Here is a 16402-nt window from a genome sequence, read left to right as displayed (position 1 = left end):
TCAAGCATTGCTCAGTATGAAGTATAGGAAGATAATCCGAGTGGTTCACGAAACAAGATCGGATTAGCTTTCGAAATATTACTGTTTATAAGGTCGTGTTTGAACTTGATAGGTATCTAGTAGATTTGTGAGTTTATACGAAATTTATACTGTTAAGCTACTGAAATGATACTGCTCATTTCAGTTGTTTTTTGTTTGATCAAAAGATGAAAGGTAGGAATTCAATGATTACAGTTATAGGAAGTTTAAATATGGATTTAGTTGTACAAATGAATGCTTTTCCAAAGCAGGGGGAAACCATTCTAGGTAACTCGTTTCAAACAGTTCCAGGAGGAAAAGGGGCTAATCAAGCAGTTGCCGCAGCTCGTCTTGGCAGTGAGGTGGCGATGGTTGGCTGTTTAGGGAATGATCATTTTGGTGAGACATTACATGCCGTTTTACAGCAAGAGCAGATTCAGACAAACGCCATTGTAAAAAGCACCACTGCTCCTACAGGCATTGCTAATATACTTATTTACAAGAACGATAATCGAATTGTTGTCGTACCGGGAGCTAATTATGACTTAAGCATATCCCATCTTGAAGCTTCAAAAGAGGTGATACAAAAAAGTCACTTGGTAATTATACAGCTTGAAATCCCTAAAGAGACGACAGCCCATGCCATTCATTTATGTAAAGAAGCGGGTGTTCCAATACTGTTGAACCCTGCTCCAGCAGCCAATTTTGATGTGCAGTGGATGGAGGATATTACCTATTTAACACCCAACGAGACAGAATGTGCTGAAATTTTTAACGAGCCAGTGGAACAAGTTTTAGAAAAATATCCTAATAAATTAATCGTGACATTAGGAAGTGACGGTGCACGTTATTTCGATGGCTCCTATCCAATTCATGTTCCAGGTTATATGACAACAGTCGTGGATACAACGGGGGCTGGTGATACCTTTAATGGGGCTTTAGCCCATGCTTTAGTAGAAGGGCAATCGTTGGATGAGGCTGTATATTTTGCTAATATCGCTGCTTCCTTATCTGTAGAGAAATTAGGTGCTCAAGGTGGAATGCCAACACTTGGAGCTGTTTATGCTCGTATGGTAGGTTTGGAGGAATAGGTCAAATGTCAGCTACTCAGCAACCTTGGATAGAAATCTCCAAGCCTTATACTTCTAAACTCATAGTCTGGACTATACCCTTTAGTCTGTGTAGCAATCATATATGAGGCAGACAGGAAATGGGTGTAAGGATGAATTCCTATTTGTGGTATAAACGTATAAGTATATTGTCCTCTTTTCATCAATCCATGTATTAGAAAAGCCATAGTTTCATTTATAATGGTCTTATAGATACATACGAAAAGAGGTTTTGAGGATGACGAACATTGACAATACGCCAATCGAAAATGCCACCTCAGCGAATAATATTTTGCCGCAATTTGTTGACCAACTACGACACTTGTACGGCATCATCGTCCAAAATACATATGTGAAAGATACAGCAAAACATTTAAATCGAATCATTCAAGATGCCAATAACCAGACCATGATTTTAATAGTTGGAAAAGAGCGGGTGGGCAAAACAACACTTGTGAATGGCCTTCTAGGACGCGAAATATTATCGGTAGATGATCAGCATCCAACAAGTGTAAATACGTTTATACGATACGGCGAGCAAGAAGAGATTAAAGCTTATTTTTTAGATGGTGTTGTCGCTGTATTTGATCTCAGTAAATTAGAACTACTAACAACTGGCGATACGTTTGCTTCCCAGATTTTACGTGAACATTTAGATTACCTAGAAGTCTATTTGAAAAATGATTTGTTAAAATCCGTGACAATCATTGATTCTGTGTCATTAGAAGCAGGCGGGGGAGAAATGGCTTATTTTTCAGAGGCGCTTATGAACCGTGTTGATGAAATTTTCTGGGTGTTACGCGCTGGTTCAATGGCAATGGATGCTGAACTTCTATTGATTGAAACGTTAAAAAATAAAGGTGTTGAACCTTTATGTGTCATCAATGGCATCGATGATGAGGAACATGCCACAGCATTTATGGACTCTGAACAACAACGTATTGGTCATTTGATGAGTGATTTTATAGGGATTTCAGCAATTAATGCACTAGTAGCCAAACAAACAGACAGTCATGAGCTTTGGCAAAAAAGTCAGTATGATCAATTAATTGCTCACATTCATCGTGTGGCCGAAAATAGTGATAAAAAAACATATGCCATCCTAATTCGCTTCTTACAATGGCTTGAACGATTCCGCTTCGAATTGACTGTAATTCCACAACGAGATCCATTTCAATCTGCTGTAGAGAATATTGAAAAATACGCAGGCGATACCCAATATGAATATTCTCGCTATCAACGTGACTTAGCAATTGTCAAAGAATATGAGCAAGAATATGAACAGGTAGCGAACACGTTTAAACAGGTTCAAACACTGTATCAGCTATTACAAACGATAGCGCAACATGATTATTTACAAGATTCCAAGGTGGAAGAATTTACCGAAATTGCTGTGCACTATCAACAAATGTTGCGTGAATACCGCAACATGCACAGTGAGTATTTACGCGAATATGAGCGTTTAGATGCACAACATAAAAAAATTCATGGTAAAGGTCTAATGAAAGCTTTCTTTAGCCAACATACACAAAATGAATTTTTCAAAGAGCGTGTTCAAAAACTAAATGAGCAGCAAGAGGTTTGTATCGCCCAATATGCCATGGTACAACAGGCAGAGGTTTCAATGCTACAGGCAATTCGAGACACACAGCCTTTTTTGATTGACTTAGTGAAAGAACGCATGAGCCGTATTGAACAAAAGGTACAGAAACTAAATCAACAGCGTGCAAAAGATAAGCGTCAGTTAAAGCGCTATGCTGAAAAACTAAATGAATTTTCTTGCTTAATCGAAGCACAGGGTTATATAAAAGAGCATCTTCAACCATTTTTAATGAATGAGCAAATGCCGTTGAAATCGAAGGATATTGCCATGCTTGAGGAAACTGTTCAGGCTATTTTAGCCATTGATTTATCAAACAATGGCTTACTGGCACGAAGTCAAATGAATAATAAAATGGAAAGTATTGCAATACCTTTTGTGGTGCAAGAAAAATATCCCCTGCAAATGCTTGCCTTAAGGGAAGAAGATGTAAAATCAAATGATATACCCGAAATACCCAAAAAATTAGTTGTCCAATATGAAGATTAGGTTTTCACCAAACGTTCTAAAGGTAGCATGCTTTTAGAACGTTTTCTTTATGACATGAAACAAATCATTCCAGTTTTACGTATAAGTAGTAAGGAGGGATACACTTGATTGAAATAAATGGACGCTTTACGAATGCTAAAATTTTTGCGCAAACAGCATTACAAACAGCTGTTGATCAGATTCAAGAATTAACAGATCAGGCTTTCATGGCAGGCACTAAAGTACGTATTATGCCAGATTATCATGCAGGTAAGGGATGTGTCATTGGCACGACCATCCAATTGCAAGACCGTGTTGTACCAAATCTTGTAGGCATTGATGTGGGGTGTGGTGTATTTGTAGCACAATTAGACGTAACGACCGTTGATTTTGCTCAACTCGATGCCATCATTCGCACATATGTACCAAGTGGGCAGGATATTCATAAAGAAGTATCGCCAAGCCGACATTTTGTGGAGTTTGAAGGGAAACAATTTCGAGCAAGTGGCTTGAAAGAAGACTATACGAACTTGTCATTAGGTACACTTGGAGGAGGCAACCATTTTATTGAACTTGCCAAAGATGAAGATGATCAGCACTATTTGCTCATCCATACGGGGTCACGATATGTAGGGGCAAAGGTTGCTAATTGGCATCAAAAAAGAGCTTATGATAATTTACGTCGAGAAGATTTGACAGAGAAAATAGAAGCATTGAAACAGCAAGGACGACATCAAGAGATCCAATCCATGATACAAGCCTATAAAGAACAAACACCGTTCGTTCCAAAAGACTTGTCATATTTAGAGGGGGAAGCTTTCCATGATTATATCCATGATATGAAGATTGCACAGCAATTTGCACGGATGAATCGTTGGACCATTGCAGAAACCATTGCTAAACAGATGGATTGGCATTTTACGGATACGTTTGATACGATTCATAACTATATCGATACAGAAACGATGACGCTTCGCAAAGGGGCTGTTCGTGCAAATAAAGGTGAAAAGCTAGTTATTCCAATGAATATGCGGGATGGATCTCTGATTTGTATAGGGAAAGGCAATGCAGAATGGAATTATTCAGCCCCTCATGGAGCAGGACGTATGTTTTCACGACGCGCAGCGAAAAAAGCTTTGAATATGGCCGATTTTAAAGATACGATGCAGGGGATTTGGACAACATCAGTCAATGAAGAAACCTTGGATGAGGCGCCAATGGCCTATAAGCCGATGACCGAAATTACTTCTGCGATTGGGGAAACTGTAGATATTGTCAAAGTGATTAAACCTGTCTATAACTTTAAAGCAAGTGAAGCTGCAAAGCCATTTGAGCGAAAGGGTTAAGGGAGAGAAGGAATCATCACTATAATCATTATTCTATAAATGGTATAATATAGCTTCACAATGATGAAATGGGTGGTTTTTTTGGTTTCTTCAAAAGATGTGGCGAAGCATGCTGGTGTCTCACAAACAACTGTATCTAGAGTATTGAATACACCAGAGCTTGTTAAGCCAAAAACAATTAAAAAAGTAATGCAGGCGATAGAGGAGCTTAACTATGTGCCAAATGATATAGCAAGATCGCTTGTTCAGAAAAAAACAGGCATTATTACATTGATTTCGGGGCCCTTACACAACCCTTTTTTTGTTGATACAACTACAGCTATCGTGAATTATGTTAATGCACGTGGCTATAAAGTGAATGTCTATTTTGGCACAGAGGATAATCTAAATTCAATCTACAATGCAGTTTTAGAAACGAAAGCAGACGCAATTATTTTGTCTTCTATGCTGTATCAGGATGATTTATTTTATAAACTAGAGAAACTAGCTATTCCATTTATTATGTTTAACCGTAAGCATAAAGAGAATAGACATTTTGTGGAAATTGATAATGTTCAAGCAGGTTACCTTGCGACCAATCATGTCCTATCATTAGGGCATGACTCTTTATGTTGGATAGGGGGGCCACATCAAATGAGCACCTTCCATGGACGCTATCTGGGATTTGAACAAGCTTTACAGGATTATGGGCTAGATGCAAAATTAGTGCCTACTTTTTTAACGAACACCAATAAAATAGATATTGAACGAGCGTTTACAGAACTTTTACAACTCGAAAAAAGACCAACAGCTATTTGTGCTGCTACCGATGCCATTGCCATTGAAATATTGAATCTTTGTTTAGAGAGAGGTTTTCAGGTCCCGAGAGATTTTAATATCATTGGTATTGATAATGTAGAACTTAGTAAACATCACTCTATTGCCTTAACAACAGTAGGTTTAACATCAGAAGAGAACTTAGGTTTTATTGCTATCGAAAAATTATTTGAGGTAATGGAGAAAAAAAATACTTGCATTAGACAAACAGAGTCTGTTAAGATTTTCCCAAGAAATACAACGTGTAAAATAAACTGATAGACCATCAGTTTATTTTTTACACCAAAATGGTTACGTATTCATTTCTTTATTTTCTGAAATGAATACGTAACCATAAAAAGAAAGGAGTGAATTACGATTGAAAAAGGGCTTATGGATCAATGGAGAATGGAAGATGACTGCTGAATGGATGGAGATCCAAGCTCCCTATTCGCAAGAGGTATTGGCACACTTTGCGATGGCCACTGAAAAAGATGTACAGGAGGCCATTGAAAGTGCGCATGCTGCAGCTCCTCAAATGGCGGCATTAACTGCTTTTCAACGAGCAGAGATATTAGAGCAGTTATCCACCCTTTTTGCAGAAAATAGAGATGAAGCAGCAAGTATCATTGCAATGGAATCAGCCAAACCGTTAAAGTATGCTTACGCTGAAATTGATCGCACAGTTGAAACCTATAAATTTGCGGCAGAAGAAGCAAAGCGACTTACTGGTGAAATGGTTCCAATGGATGCATCAAAAAATGGAGAGGGGCGCTTTGCTTATACATTAAGAGAGCCAATCGGTGTTGTGGCAGCGATTACACCATTTAACTTTCCGCAAAATCTAGTAGCACACAAAGTTGGGCCAGCATTAGCTGCAGGCAATACCATTGTATTGAAACCTGCCACACAAACAGCACTATCAGCCCATTTTTTGGCAAAATTATTGACGCAAACAAATTTACCAGCAGGTGCCTTTAATCTTGTAACTGGACAAGGTAAATTAGTAGGCGATGCATTTTTAGCACATCCCAATGTTAAGATGATAACGTTTACAGGAAGTCCAGCTGTAGGGATTTCTCTACGCAATCGTGCAGGCTTGAAGAAAGTAACCTTAGAATTAGGTTCCAATGCAGGAGTAATTATAGACGAAGGGGTACAGCTTGAGCGTATTATGGATCGCATTGTGATGGGGGCCTTTTCCAACCAAGGTCAAGTCTGCATTTCTTTACAACGTATCTATGTCATGGAAAGTATGGTGGAGGAATTTTTAATACGGCTGAAGGAAAAAATAGAGCAGCTTACAATTGGTGATCCAATGGATAATCAAACAGATCTTGCTATGATGATTTCACAAGCTGAACAACAGCGTGCTTATCAATGGATTGAAGAGGCAGTAGCTGAAGGGGCACAAGTAATTACAGGTGGTCACATTGACAATCATATTTTATTGCCCACTGTTTTATATAATGTTCAACCACAGAGTCGTGTATCCTGTGAAGAAATTTTTGCACCTGTTGTTATCGTCAATACGGTATCCACCATTGATGAAGGGATAGCGGCTATCAATGATTCTCACTATGGCCTACAGGCAGGCATCTTCACTCCTTCTATTCAGACAGCTTTTCAGGCTACAAAAGCATTGCACGTTGGTGGGGTCATCATTAATGATGTACCTACTTATCGAGTAGATCACATGCCATATGGTGGTGTAAAGGAAAGCGGCACAGGCCGAGAAGGCATTAAATATGCGTTAGAAGAAATGACGGAAATGAAGCTAGTAATTTGGAATAACCAATAATCACGAATGGAGATGGGAAAATGAAAATGATTAAACAACATCCAAAATTGTATGTGATGGACAATGGTACGATGCGAATGGATAAAAATTATATGATTGCGATGCATAATCCCGCAACCATCGATCATCCAAACCAGCCAAATGAATTTGTTGAATTCCCTGTTTATACAGTACTGATTGATCATCCAGAAGGCAAAATTCTATTTGATACAGCATGCAATCCAAACTCGATGGGTCCAGAAGGGCGATGGGGTGAATTTACGCAAAAAGCATTTCCTATTAATATGCCAGAAGAATGCTATTTACATCATCGTCTAGAAGAATTAAATGTTCGTCCAGAGGATATCAAATATGTTGTTGCTTCCCATTTGCATCTCGACCATGCAGGGTGCTTAGAACTCTTTACAAATGCGACAATTATTGTACAGGAAGATGAGTTTAATGGCACATTACAAACATATGCTAGAAACGTGAAAGACGGTGCCTATGTTTGGGGTGACATTGATATGTGGATAAAAAACAATCTACAATGGCGCTTAATCAAACGTGGCGAGGATCATGTAAAACTAGCTGAAGGGATACAAGTATTAAATTTTGGTAGTGGTCATGCTTGGGGAATGCTAGGTTTGCATATTCAAATGCCTGACACAGGTGGTATTATCTTGGCTTCAGATGCTATTTATACGGCAGAAAGCTTTGGCCCTCCTGTCAAGCCACCAGGCATTATCTATGATTCTGTAGGTTATAATACGACTGTGGAACGGATTCGAAGACTAGCACATGAAACAAATTCACAAGTATGGTTTGGCCATGATCCTATTCAATTTAAATCATTTAGAAAATCGACGGAAGGCTATTATGAATAGATAGGAGTAGAGAAGCCATGCATAAATTAACCTTTACGCCTGCTAGCTATACTGGCTGGGGCTGTTTGAGTCAGCTTCTGCTAGAGGTAAAGAAGTTTAACGCTCACAATATTTTGATCGTGACAGATCCATTATTAAAAGAAATAGGTCTAACGGACAATGTCGAAAAGCCTTTGATTGAGAAAGGCTATACAACAACCATTTATACTGATATTGCACCAGAGCCTCCGCTTGCAATTGGCGAAAAACTAGTTGATTTTACTAGAAAGCATCCATTTGATTTGGTGATTGGTGTAGGGGGGGGTAGTGCACTAGATTTAGCGAAGCTTGCCGCCGTATTAGCAAAACATGATGGAAAAGTTGCAGATTATTTAAACCTGACAGGAACGAAGACATTAGATAATAAAGGGTTACCTAAAATCTTAATTCCTACCACTTCTGGGACAGGCTCGGAGGTAACAAATATTTCTGTGCTATCACTGGATACAACCAAGGATGTCGTGACACATGATTATTTATTAGCGGATGTAGCGATTGTAGATCCTGCCTTAACGATTTCCTTACCATCGAAGGTGACAGCGGCGACTGGGGTAGACGCGTTAACTCATGCGATAGAAGCCTACGTATCAGTAAATGCGAATGCAGTAACGGATGCACTTGCATTACAAGCTATCCGATTAATTAGCCAGTCAATCCGAACAGCTGTCCATAATGGGCAAGATAAGCAAGCGCGCACAGATATGAGTTATGGCAGCTATTTAGCAGGGTTAGCCTTTTTCAATGCTGGTGTAGCAGGCGTCCATGCTTTAGCCTATCCCCTGGGAGGTCAGTTCCATATAGCTCATGGTGATTCCAATGCAGTACTATTACCATATGTCATGGGTTATATTCGTCAAAGCTGTGAAAAACGAATGAAAGATATTTTAGATGCCATGGGGATATCATCTTCCTATTTATCGCAAGAAGAGGCTTCCTATAAATGTGTTGACGCCTTACAAAAACTCGTTCAAGATGTGAAAATTCCCTCAACATTACAAGGATTCAATATCCCTGCCTCAGCACTTGAACAGCTAACAGAGGATGCTACAAAACAAACGCGTATTTTAGCGCGAAGTCCAATGCCATTAGAGCGTGAAGATATCTATCAAATCTATCAAGCTGCCTTTGATGGTGTGGTAAGAGAACCATAAAGAACCTGAGAAACGTTGATTATTCAACGTTTCTCTTTTATTACATCTTTTGAAAATCCCACACATCGTAATGTGGTTTCCAAAAGATAGATACCTAAAAAAATCTGCTCTAATGGCAGATTTTTTTATAAGAAATATTATGCTTCTGTATTTGGTGTAAATGTACGTGTAGCCAATTCTGCATCTAGCATAAAGATTGCGTTTGAGTCAGTTTCGATACGCTCAATTTTACGAATTAATGTATCAAATGTAGATTCTTCTTCTACTTGCTCGTCGATGAACCATTTTAAGAAGGCCATTGTCGCATGCTCACGTTCATCTAAAGCAATGTCTGATAAATTGTAAATACGGCGTGTTACTTCTTTTTCGTGTGAGAGAGCTGTTTTAAAGGCATCTAAAATGGATTCGAAATGATTGCCTGGGCTTTCAAAACCTTGAATTGTTGCGCGGTAGCCCATATCACTTAAGAAATTATAAAATTTCATGGCATGGAAGCGTTCTTCTTCTGCTTGTACTAAAAAGAAGTTAGCGAAGCCATCATAATCTTGATCAGTGCAATAGGCTGCCATTGCCATATAGGCATGCGCAGAGTAGAATTCAAAATTCATTTGTTCATTAAGAGCTGTGTGTAGTTTTTCAGATAACATAAAAGTTTTCCTCCTTTTGCAGTAAATGACTTCTTTACTAGTATACAGTGTTGAGGCAGTAACATACAAAAAATTTAATTTTTAAAGCAATTCATGCAAAAGTTAATTGATATTCGTTCTCAATTAGAAAATCTCTTCTTTTATACTTTTAAGAAAATAAAAAAAATCGCCTCGATCGTAATCGAAGCGATTTTTTCATTATTATTGTTCTTGTTTCTTTTGATTTTTCACACCGATTAGGTAGCCACCTAATGCGATAGCAATTAAGACAATCCAGAAAATAGCTTTCCAAATAGTGGAGTGGGGGAATTCGTGTGGAATCACACCCAATTTTTCATGTGCTAATGTTAATACAGCTAATTTTACACCAACCCAGCCGACAATTAGGAAAGCAGCTGTTTCAAGTGATGGGAATTTGTCGAGAACCTTTACAAACCAACGAGCTGCGAAACGCATCATGATGACACCAATAATACCACCTAAGAACATCACTGCGAACTGACCTGCGTTAATCCCGCCAATATCAAAATCACCGATATGTGGAAGTGTGACAGCAATGGCAACCGCTGCAAGAATAGAATCCACAGCAAATGCGATATCAGCAAGTTCTACTTTTACAACCGTCATCCAGAAGCCAGATTGTTTTTTCGGCTCTTGAATTTCTTCGGAGTTTTGGGATGCTTTCCGCGAATCATAAATATGCTTAATAGACATAAACAGTAGATAAGCTGCACCTATTGCTTGAATTTGCCAGAAATTAACGAGCGTTGTAATAAGGAATAATGCGGCAAAACGGAAAACAAATGCCCCCACTAATCCATACAATAAAGCTTTTTGTTGTTGTGCCTTTGGTAAATGCTTAACCATAACAGCCATTACGACGGCGTTGTCTGCTGCTAACAAACCTTCTAGTACAATTAATACGACAAGTACCCATGCGTATTCTAAAAATATTGCCTCCAAATTTATTGCCTCCTTTAATTGTTGAACAGAAATGAATGGCTTGCTAACTTATTCTTTCCCTATTTTAAGCAAAAGAAAAAGACCCCTGCCTAAAAAATAGGCAAAGGTCTTGCTAAGCAATTAACTGTTCGTTGCACAGAAAGTTTTCTGTGTGACAAGAAATGCCATCACACCCGATGGTAATATACCATGTAATGACGAATGTGAATCAGATGCTTCGATCGCATCTGCTAGCTACTCCCCTTTGACAATAAAGTCAAAAGCTATTCAATTCTTACTAACATAATAACATGCAACAATATAAAAGTAAATAAAAATATACTGCTATGGAGAAAAAATACTTTTCCGTTACGTTTGCACAAATGGTACTATAAAAAGATAGGCAAAATTTTTACAACTTAGAGAGGAGACAAACATGTATAGAAAATTTTTTTCCTACTACAAGCCACATAAACGATTGTTTGTCATCGATTTTTCGAGTGCCATTATTGTAGCAATCTTAGAGCTTGCGTTTCCATTGGCTGTTCAATGGTTTATCGATGAGTTATTGCCAACAGGAGATTGGGGCATGATCGTGAAAATAAGTGTCCTATTACTGCTTGTTTATGCCATTAGTACATTATTGAACTTTATCGTTAACTATTTAGGACATAAACTAGGCATAAATATCGAAACGGATATGCGTCAGGAATTATTTACGCATGTACAAAGACAATCATTCCGATTCTTTGATAATACGAAAACAGGTCATATTATGAGTCGCATTACCAATGATTTGTTTGATATAGGTGAGTTTGCCCATCATGGACCAGAGGATCTCTTTATTGCGATCATGACCTTTGTTGGGGCCTTTGCCATTATGTTTAATGTGAATCCAACACTCGCTTTGATTGCAGCCATTATGGTGCCATTTTTAACATGGCTTGTGACATTTAGTAATATAAAAATGAACAATGCTTGGAAAACGATGTATGGCAAAATTGCTGATGTGAACGGACGTGTAGAGGATAGTGTGTCCGGTGTCCGTGTTGTGAAATCCTTTACAAATGAAGAATTTGAAATTAAACGCTTTAAGGAGCAAAATGGATTTTTCCGTACGGCTAAATTATATGCCTATAAAATTATGGCAGGGACACACTCCAGTATTTACATGATGACGCGCCTCCTTACATTAATGGTGTTAGTGGTCGGCGCTTGGCTAAGCTTTAATGGGAAATTATCTTATGGGGAGCTAGTGAGCTTTGTTTTATATACGAATGTTCTGATTAAACCAATTGATAAAATTAGTGCTTTATTAGAGCTTTATCCGAAAGGAATGGCTGGCTTTAAGCGTTTCCGTGAATTAATTGAACAGGAGCCAGAAATTCAAGATCGTGAGGATGCAAAGGTTATTAAACATTTAGATGGAAATATTGCCTTCAATCATGTTCATTTTAATTATGATGCATCCAAACAGGTTTTACATGATATATCATTTGATGTAAAAGCTGGCCAAACTATTGCCTTTGTAGGTCCTTCGGGTGCTGGCAAAACTACAATCTGCTCATTGATTCCTCGATTTTATGAGGTGACAAAGGGCGCTATTACGATTGATGGTATCGATATACGTAATATGACACAAGCTTCATTACGTGCTCAAATCGGTATCGTACAGCAGGACGTCTTTTTATTTACAGGTACGATTCGTGAAAACATTGCCTATGGAAAATTAGATGCAAGTGAAGCGGAAATTCGAGAGGCAGCGAAAAAAGCCCATCTAGAGGCATTTATTGCAGAGCTGCCCGATGGCTATGATACACAAATAGGTGAACGTGGCTTAAAATTATCAGGTGGACAAAAGCAACGACTCGCGATTGCTCGTATGTTCCTAAAGAACCCGCCTATCTTGATTTTAGACGAGGCAACCTCTGCCTTAGATACAGAAACAGAAATGATTATTCAGCAATCGTTAACAGAGCTTGCTGAAAATCGTACAACACTAGTTATTGCCCATCGACTGGCAACTATTCGCAATGCTGATCGTGTATTAGTTGTGACACCGAAGGGCATTGAAGAGGATGGCACCTATGATGAGCTAGTGGCACAAAATGGGATTTTTGCAAAGCTTCATCATATTCAATTTCGCAAGGGACAAACAGAACAAAGCGTTCAGAAAGATTTTGTGGAATTGACGTAAATGAAGGAAAGGGAGATTGTTTTTTTAAACAATTTCCCTTTTTTAGTTGCTTCTCTTATTACTTGTACTGCTCATGTTGTATCTAAAGCACACTAATATGCATAATAAAGGTTTATGTAGAAAGAGGGAATCCATTGAAAGGTAATACCATCGAATAATCAAAGGGTATCAGGTCAAATTATTGATATGGATAATGGAACATTTATTTCTGAATACATAGAAGGAATGTTTAGCAAGTTTATCGAATAGAACTACAGTTCACTATAAAGGTCATAAAATAGAGGTGAAGCAATGGGTAACGATAGAATCATCGGTCAAACGAAAAGTGTGGGTTTTCAAATCGGGGTTAGAAGGACGTTTCCAATTTCGCAGGAGCAAGCATGGGCATTGCTCACGACAACAGAAGGGGTACGTACATGGCTAGGTGAAGGCACTTCAGTTATATTTGAGCCTGGGCATAAATACCATTCAAAGACAGGGTCAGGCGAAATCAGGATTGTTAAACCGTTAGAGCAGCTTCGATTAACTTGGCAAAAGGAAGTGTGGTCAAAACCATCTACCGTACAAATCCGTATTTTACCAAAAGATCGTAATAAAACAACCATTAGCTTTCATCAGGAACATCTTTCTGATCAGACAGTACGAGAAGAAATGAAAGGTCATTGGGAAAGTGTACTGGACGTTATAACAAAAAGAGTCCAAAATCGTTGAGCAAATAAAGATAGCATCCCTTCACAATCGATAGGGATGCTATTTGTTTTTATTTGGAGAATCCTTGTTTTCATGTCCTTTTGAAGTTCGTGTATAATCCTGTGGAGCAAGTGCTTTGTTACGTTCTGTATAGCCCTTAGGTGATAATCGAAAGATGGATTTTTTAATGGTTGCCCAATTTAGATCTGTTGCCAGGTTCATGTAAGAGTAGCCGTAAATTCGAATATTACTTAAGTAAAGCAGTGTTAGGTATAAAGAAACAAAGAAGCCAAATAATCCGAAAAAGGCACTAGCAAAGATAAAGGCAACGCGTAATATGCTAACAGAAGTTACAAGCGACTGATTCACTAATGTAAAGGAGGCAATGGTAGAAATAGCGATGACAACGATCATTTCAGGACTGGTTACACCTGCTCGAATGGCTGCATCCCCGATAATTAATCCACCTACAACACTGATGGTCCCACCGATAACGGAAGGGAGACGCAAGCCTGCTTCACGAAACAATTCAAACATCAGCAACATCAGCAACATTTCAAGCGAAGAGGGGAGCGGTAAGCCCGCCTTCGCTTGCACAACGGTTGCGAGTAGTTGGAGCGGCAATTGGTTTTGGTGATAGGTTGTCAAGGCTAGCCAGAATGCAGGAAGTAGTAATCCGATTAAAATACCAAATATTCTCAATAATCGTTCGAGTGAACTGAAAATAATAGGATATTCATTGTCCTCAGCTGATTTTAGTAAGAGAAACAAATTGACAGGGGTAATGATGGCATAGGCGACACCATCTACAAAAATAATAAAACGTCCTCTTGCTAAGGCCTGTACCGCATAATCAGGTCGTCCTGTATAATCAAACTTCGGAAAAAGCTTGGAATTTTTATTGACCCGTTCCATCAATAAATCGCCACTAAATACAATATCTGTATCAACGGCAGCAAGCTGCTTTTTGATTCCATGTAAAATATCCATATCCACAATATCATCAAAATAAAGAATGGCTACCGTAGTTTTTGATCGCTTCCCAAGCTCCACTTTTTCCACACAAAATGAGTTGGTCGGCAAGCGTTTTCTTACTAGTGCGATATTGACGCGTATATCTTCAATGAAATTATCTCTGGGCCCTTTAACAAGAACCTCCATGCGTGTTTCTTCAGGCTGGCGATTCGGCTTGTGGGCAATATTGCTTGCATATAAAAGATTGCCTTCATCAAAATACAACAACAAGAAGCCACTATAGACAAAAGTTATCAGCTGTTCCTTGTCTTGTACTTTTTGAATACTTGGAACATGAAGATGCCTTGCGATATTCTCTTCAAAGGGGACCTCATCCAAATGATCATATAAATACTGAATACGTTGAATAATCACTTCATTAAGCATTTGTTGATCAATCATAGCATCACACGTAATAAAGTGTACTTTCTGCTGATTAAACATATATTCCTGAAATTGAATATCTGCCGATTTTTGAAATAATTTTCTGAGCGTACTAAGATCTAGCGCCTGTTCTTGCTGAGGCATTATGATTCACCACTTTTCATATCTTGTTTTTCAGTTTTCCCCTTTTTAGAAGATTTATCCGACAAGAAAGCTACGACTACGAAAAATATTGAGAGTAAAAAGAAAAAAATAAAAGTGGCTGTAAGAATATAATGTCCTTTTACTTTTAAAAATAGGCTTTCATTTAGCATAATTAATGGTAAACAAAGAATAAAGAAGGGAGGAGCAAGCATTTGCCATATACGCTTCGGATCTCCTGTCATCTTCAATAAATCTGCCACAATGTACAAAAGGAAACTAACTCGAATAAAGGTTCCTGTCAGCCATTGATAAATGGAGAAAAAGTCAAGATGCTCGATATAGCGACCGATTGTCACTAATCCCCATTCCTCGTAGGCAGGGTAGCGTTGCTTAGCTGCTTCATTCGGTCCAAATTCTGTAATGGCCCCAATTAATGGTCCTAATGTCAGTCCTACTAAAATGGCCAGCATAATAGCAAAATGGTACCAGCGAATACGTTCCTTAAATTGATGCTGTAAAAATAGCAACATTAAAAGCTCAATAAACCCGGATGCAGGGAAAATCATGCCTCGCAATACAGGCTGGAATCCATGTTCAAAAAATGGACGCAATAATTCATAATCTTTCACCTGCATGTTCGTAAAGGCAACGAAAAAGCCGAAGATAACTACACCGAATAATACAAAAACGTTTAAAATGACAATTGTCTGTAAGCTAGTCGCCACAAGAAGAATACACAGAATGGTATAGATAAATAATAAGATGATAACAGGTGTTTGAGGTAAAAATGTAGTATTAACCCATTGCAGTGTTTCAATCATTGTAAAAGCTGCGATAATCATTAAAAAAATAGCAACTGTATAAATTACAATAGTAGAGCCAATTTTCCCGATTTTTGAATCAAGCCAATCTCGGATGGGCTCCTGATTAGATTTTGATTGAATATATACTAATAAAAATAGCCAAAAGAAAACAATTCCCCCAGCAAACAATACTGACAGCCAGCCATCTCTTTTGGCCACATCTAGTAGCGGAGGAATAATGGTTACATGATTTTTTAAGCCAATAACAGTCATTGATAGGAAGATGACATGTAAAATACTGATTGATCCTACACTTTTCATGTTGAAAACCCTCTAACATAGATTGATACATATTAGCTTTGACAAAAAAAGTCGGCTTTATAAGCAG

Annotated in this window: 13 protein-coding genes; 9 read left to right on the top strand and 4 right to left on the bottom strand. The window is 38.3% G+C overall.

Translation table 11 applies throughout. The features are described from left to right. Positions 1-224: 224 nt before the first annotated feature. The 7 genes from rbsK to RCJ95_RS15575 all read left to right on the top strand — a co-directional run bounded on the left by rbsK (position 225) and on the right by RCJ95_RS15575 (position 9193). A complete protein-coding gene (rbsK, locus tag RCJ95_RS15605; RefSeq protein ID WP_446722458.1) occupies positions 225-1109 on the top strand; it encodes a ribokinase in 885 nt (294 codons plus the stop codon). A 256-nt stretch (positions 1110-1365) separates the two neighbouring features. After that, positions 1366-3216, top strand: coding sequence for a dynamin family protein (locus RCJ95_RS15600; RefSeq protein ID WP_446722457.1), 1851 nt, complete (start codon positions 1366-1368; stop codon positions 3214-3216). Positions 3217-3320: 104 nt separating this feature from the next. Continuing rightward, positions 3321-4541 (top strand): RtcB family protein, encoded by a 1221-nt coding sequence (locus tag RCJ95_RS15595; RefSeq protein WP_337977017.1) that lies wholly within the window; start codon positions 3321-3323, stop codon positions 4539-4541. Positions 4542-4613: 72 nt separating this feature from the next. After that, the gene (locus RCJ95_RS15590) at positions 4614-5615 is read left to right on the top strand and encodes a LacI family DNA-binding transcriptional regulator (RefSeq protein ID WP_263081901.1); all 1002 of its coding nucleotides are present in this window, start codon (positions 4614-4616) and stop codon (positions 5613-5615) included. Positions 5616-5715: 100 nt separating this feature from the next. Further along, positions 5716-7137 carry an aldehyde dehydrogenase family protein gene (locus RCJ95_RS15585; RefSeq protein ID WP_257522442.1) on the top strand — a complete coding sequence of 474 codons (1422 nt, stop codon included), beginning with the start codon at positions 5716-5718 and terminating at the stop codon, positions 7135-7137. Positions 7138-7157: 20 nt separating this feature from the next. Beyond that, entirely contained in the window at positions 7158-8003 is an 846-nt protein-coding gene (gene ahlS / locus RCJ95_RS15580) for an AhlS family quorum-quenching N-acyl homoserine lactonase (RefSeq protein WP_004231440.1), read from the top strand. 17 nt (positions 8004-8020) lie between these two features. Further along, positions 8021-9193 carry an iron-containing alcohol dehydrogenase gene (locus RCJ95_RS15575; protein ID WP_257522441.1) on the top strand — a complete coding sequence of 391 codons (1173 nt, stop codon included), beginning with the start codon at positions 8021-8023 and terminating at the stop codon, positions 9191-9193. A 137-nt stretch (positions 9194-9330) separates the two neighbouring features. Here the strand turns inward: RCJ95_RS15575 and RCJ95_RS15570 are convergent, their stop codons facing one another. Next, positions 9331-9840: a ferritin gene (locus RCJ95_RS15570; protein WP_446722456.1), complete on the bottom strand. Its 510-nt coding sequence runs from the start codon at positions 9838-9840 to the stop codon at positions 9331-9333. 201 nt (positions 9841-10041) lie between these two features. Next, positions 10042-10803: a TerC family protein gene (locus RCJ95_RS15565; protein WP_004230735.1), complete on the bottom strand. Its 762-nt coding sequence runs from the start codon at positions 10801-10803 to the stop codon at positions 10042-10044. A gap of 415 nt (positions 10804-11218) precedes the next feature. Here RCJ95_RS15565 and RCJ95_RS15560 point away from each other — a divergent pair, with 415 nt between their 5' ends. Beyond that, positions 11219-12979, top strand: coding sequence for an ABC transporter ATP-binding protein (locus tag RCJ95_RS15560; protein WP_221680270.1), 1761 nt, complete (start codon positions 11219-11221; stop codon positions 12977-12979). Positions 12980-13270: 291 nt separating this feature from the next. Then, positions 13271-13690 carry an SRPBCC family protein gene (locus RCJ95_RS15555; protein WP_446722455.1) on the top strand — a complete coding sequence of 140 codons (420 nt, stop codon included), beginning with the start codon at positions 13271-13273 and terminating at the stop codon, positions 13688-13690. A 39-nt stretch (positions 13691-13729) separates the two neighbouring features. Here RCJ95_RS15555 and RCJ95_RS15550 read toward each other — a convergent pair whose 3' ends face one another. Both RCJ95_RS15550 and RCJ95_RS15545 read right to left on the bottom strand, forming a co-directional pair. Beyond that, positions 13730-15211: a spore germination protein gene (locus RCJ95_RS15550; RefSeq protein ID WP_257522439.1), complete on the bottom strand. Its 1482-nt coding sequence runs from the start codon at positions 15209-15211 to the stop codon at positions 13730-13732. Then, positions 15211-16335 (bottom strand): GerAB/ArcD/ProY family transporter, encoded by a 1125-nt coding sequence (locus RCJ95_RS15545; RefSeq protein WP_221680273.1) that lies wholly within the window; start codon positions 16333-16335, stop codon positions 15211-15213. The genes RCJ95_RS15550 and RCJ95_RS15545 overlap by 1 nt, the downstream gene beginning before the upstream one ends. Between the last annotated feature and the right edge of the window lie 67 nt (positions 16336-16402).

The organism is Lysinibacillus sp. BSL11, assembly GCF_052928325.1.
Note: the sequence above shows the minus strand (reverse complement) of the source record. Positions and strands in the feature narration are given on the sequence as shown.

What these genes read in the sequence shown, in the direction of transcription:
- rbsK (WP_446722458.1), top strand. Translation starts at nt 225, where the DNA reads ATGATTACAGTTATAGGAAGTTTAAATATGGATTTAGTTGTACAAATG.
- RCJ95_RS15600 (WP_446722457.1), top strand. Translation starts at nt 1,366, where the DNA reads ATGACGAACATTGACAATACGCCAATCGAAAATGCCACCTCAGCGAAT.
- ahlS (WP_004231440.1), top strand. Translation starts at nt 7,158, where the DNA reads ATGAAAATGATTAAACAACATCCAAAATTGTATGTGATGGACAATGGT.
- RCJ95_RS15575 (WP_257522441.1), top strand. Translation starts at nt 8,021, where the DNA reads ATGCATAAATTAACCTTTACGCCTGCTAGCTATACTGGCTGGGGCTGT.
- RCJ95_RS15570 (WP_446722456.1), bottom strand. Translation starts at nt 9,840, where the DNA reads ATGTTATCTGAAAAACTACACACAGCTCTTAATGAACAAATGAATTTT.
- RCJ95_RS15560 (WP_221680270.1), top strand. Translation starts at nt 11,219, where the DNA reads ATGTATAGAAAATTTTTTTCCTACTACAAGCCACATAAACGATTGTTT.
- RCJ95_RS15555 (WP_446722455.1), top strand. Translation starts at nt 13,271, where the DNA reads ATGGGTAACGATAGAATCATCGGTCAAACGAAAAGTGTGGGTTTTCAA.
- RCJ95_RS15550 (WP_257522439.1), bottom strand. Translation starts at nt 15,211, where the DNA reads ATGCCTCAGCAAGAACAGGCGCTAGATCTTAGTACGCTCAGAAAATTA.
- RCJ95_RS15545 (WP_221680273.1), bottom strand. Translation starts at nt 16,335, where the DNA reads ATGAAAAGTGTAGGATCAATCAGTATTTTACATGTCATCTTCCTATCA.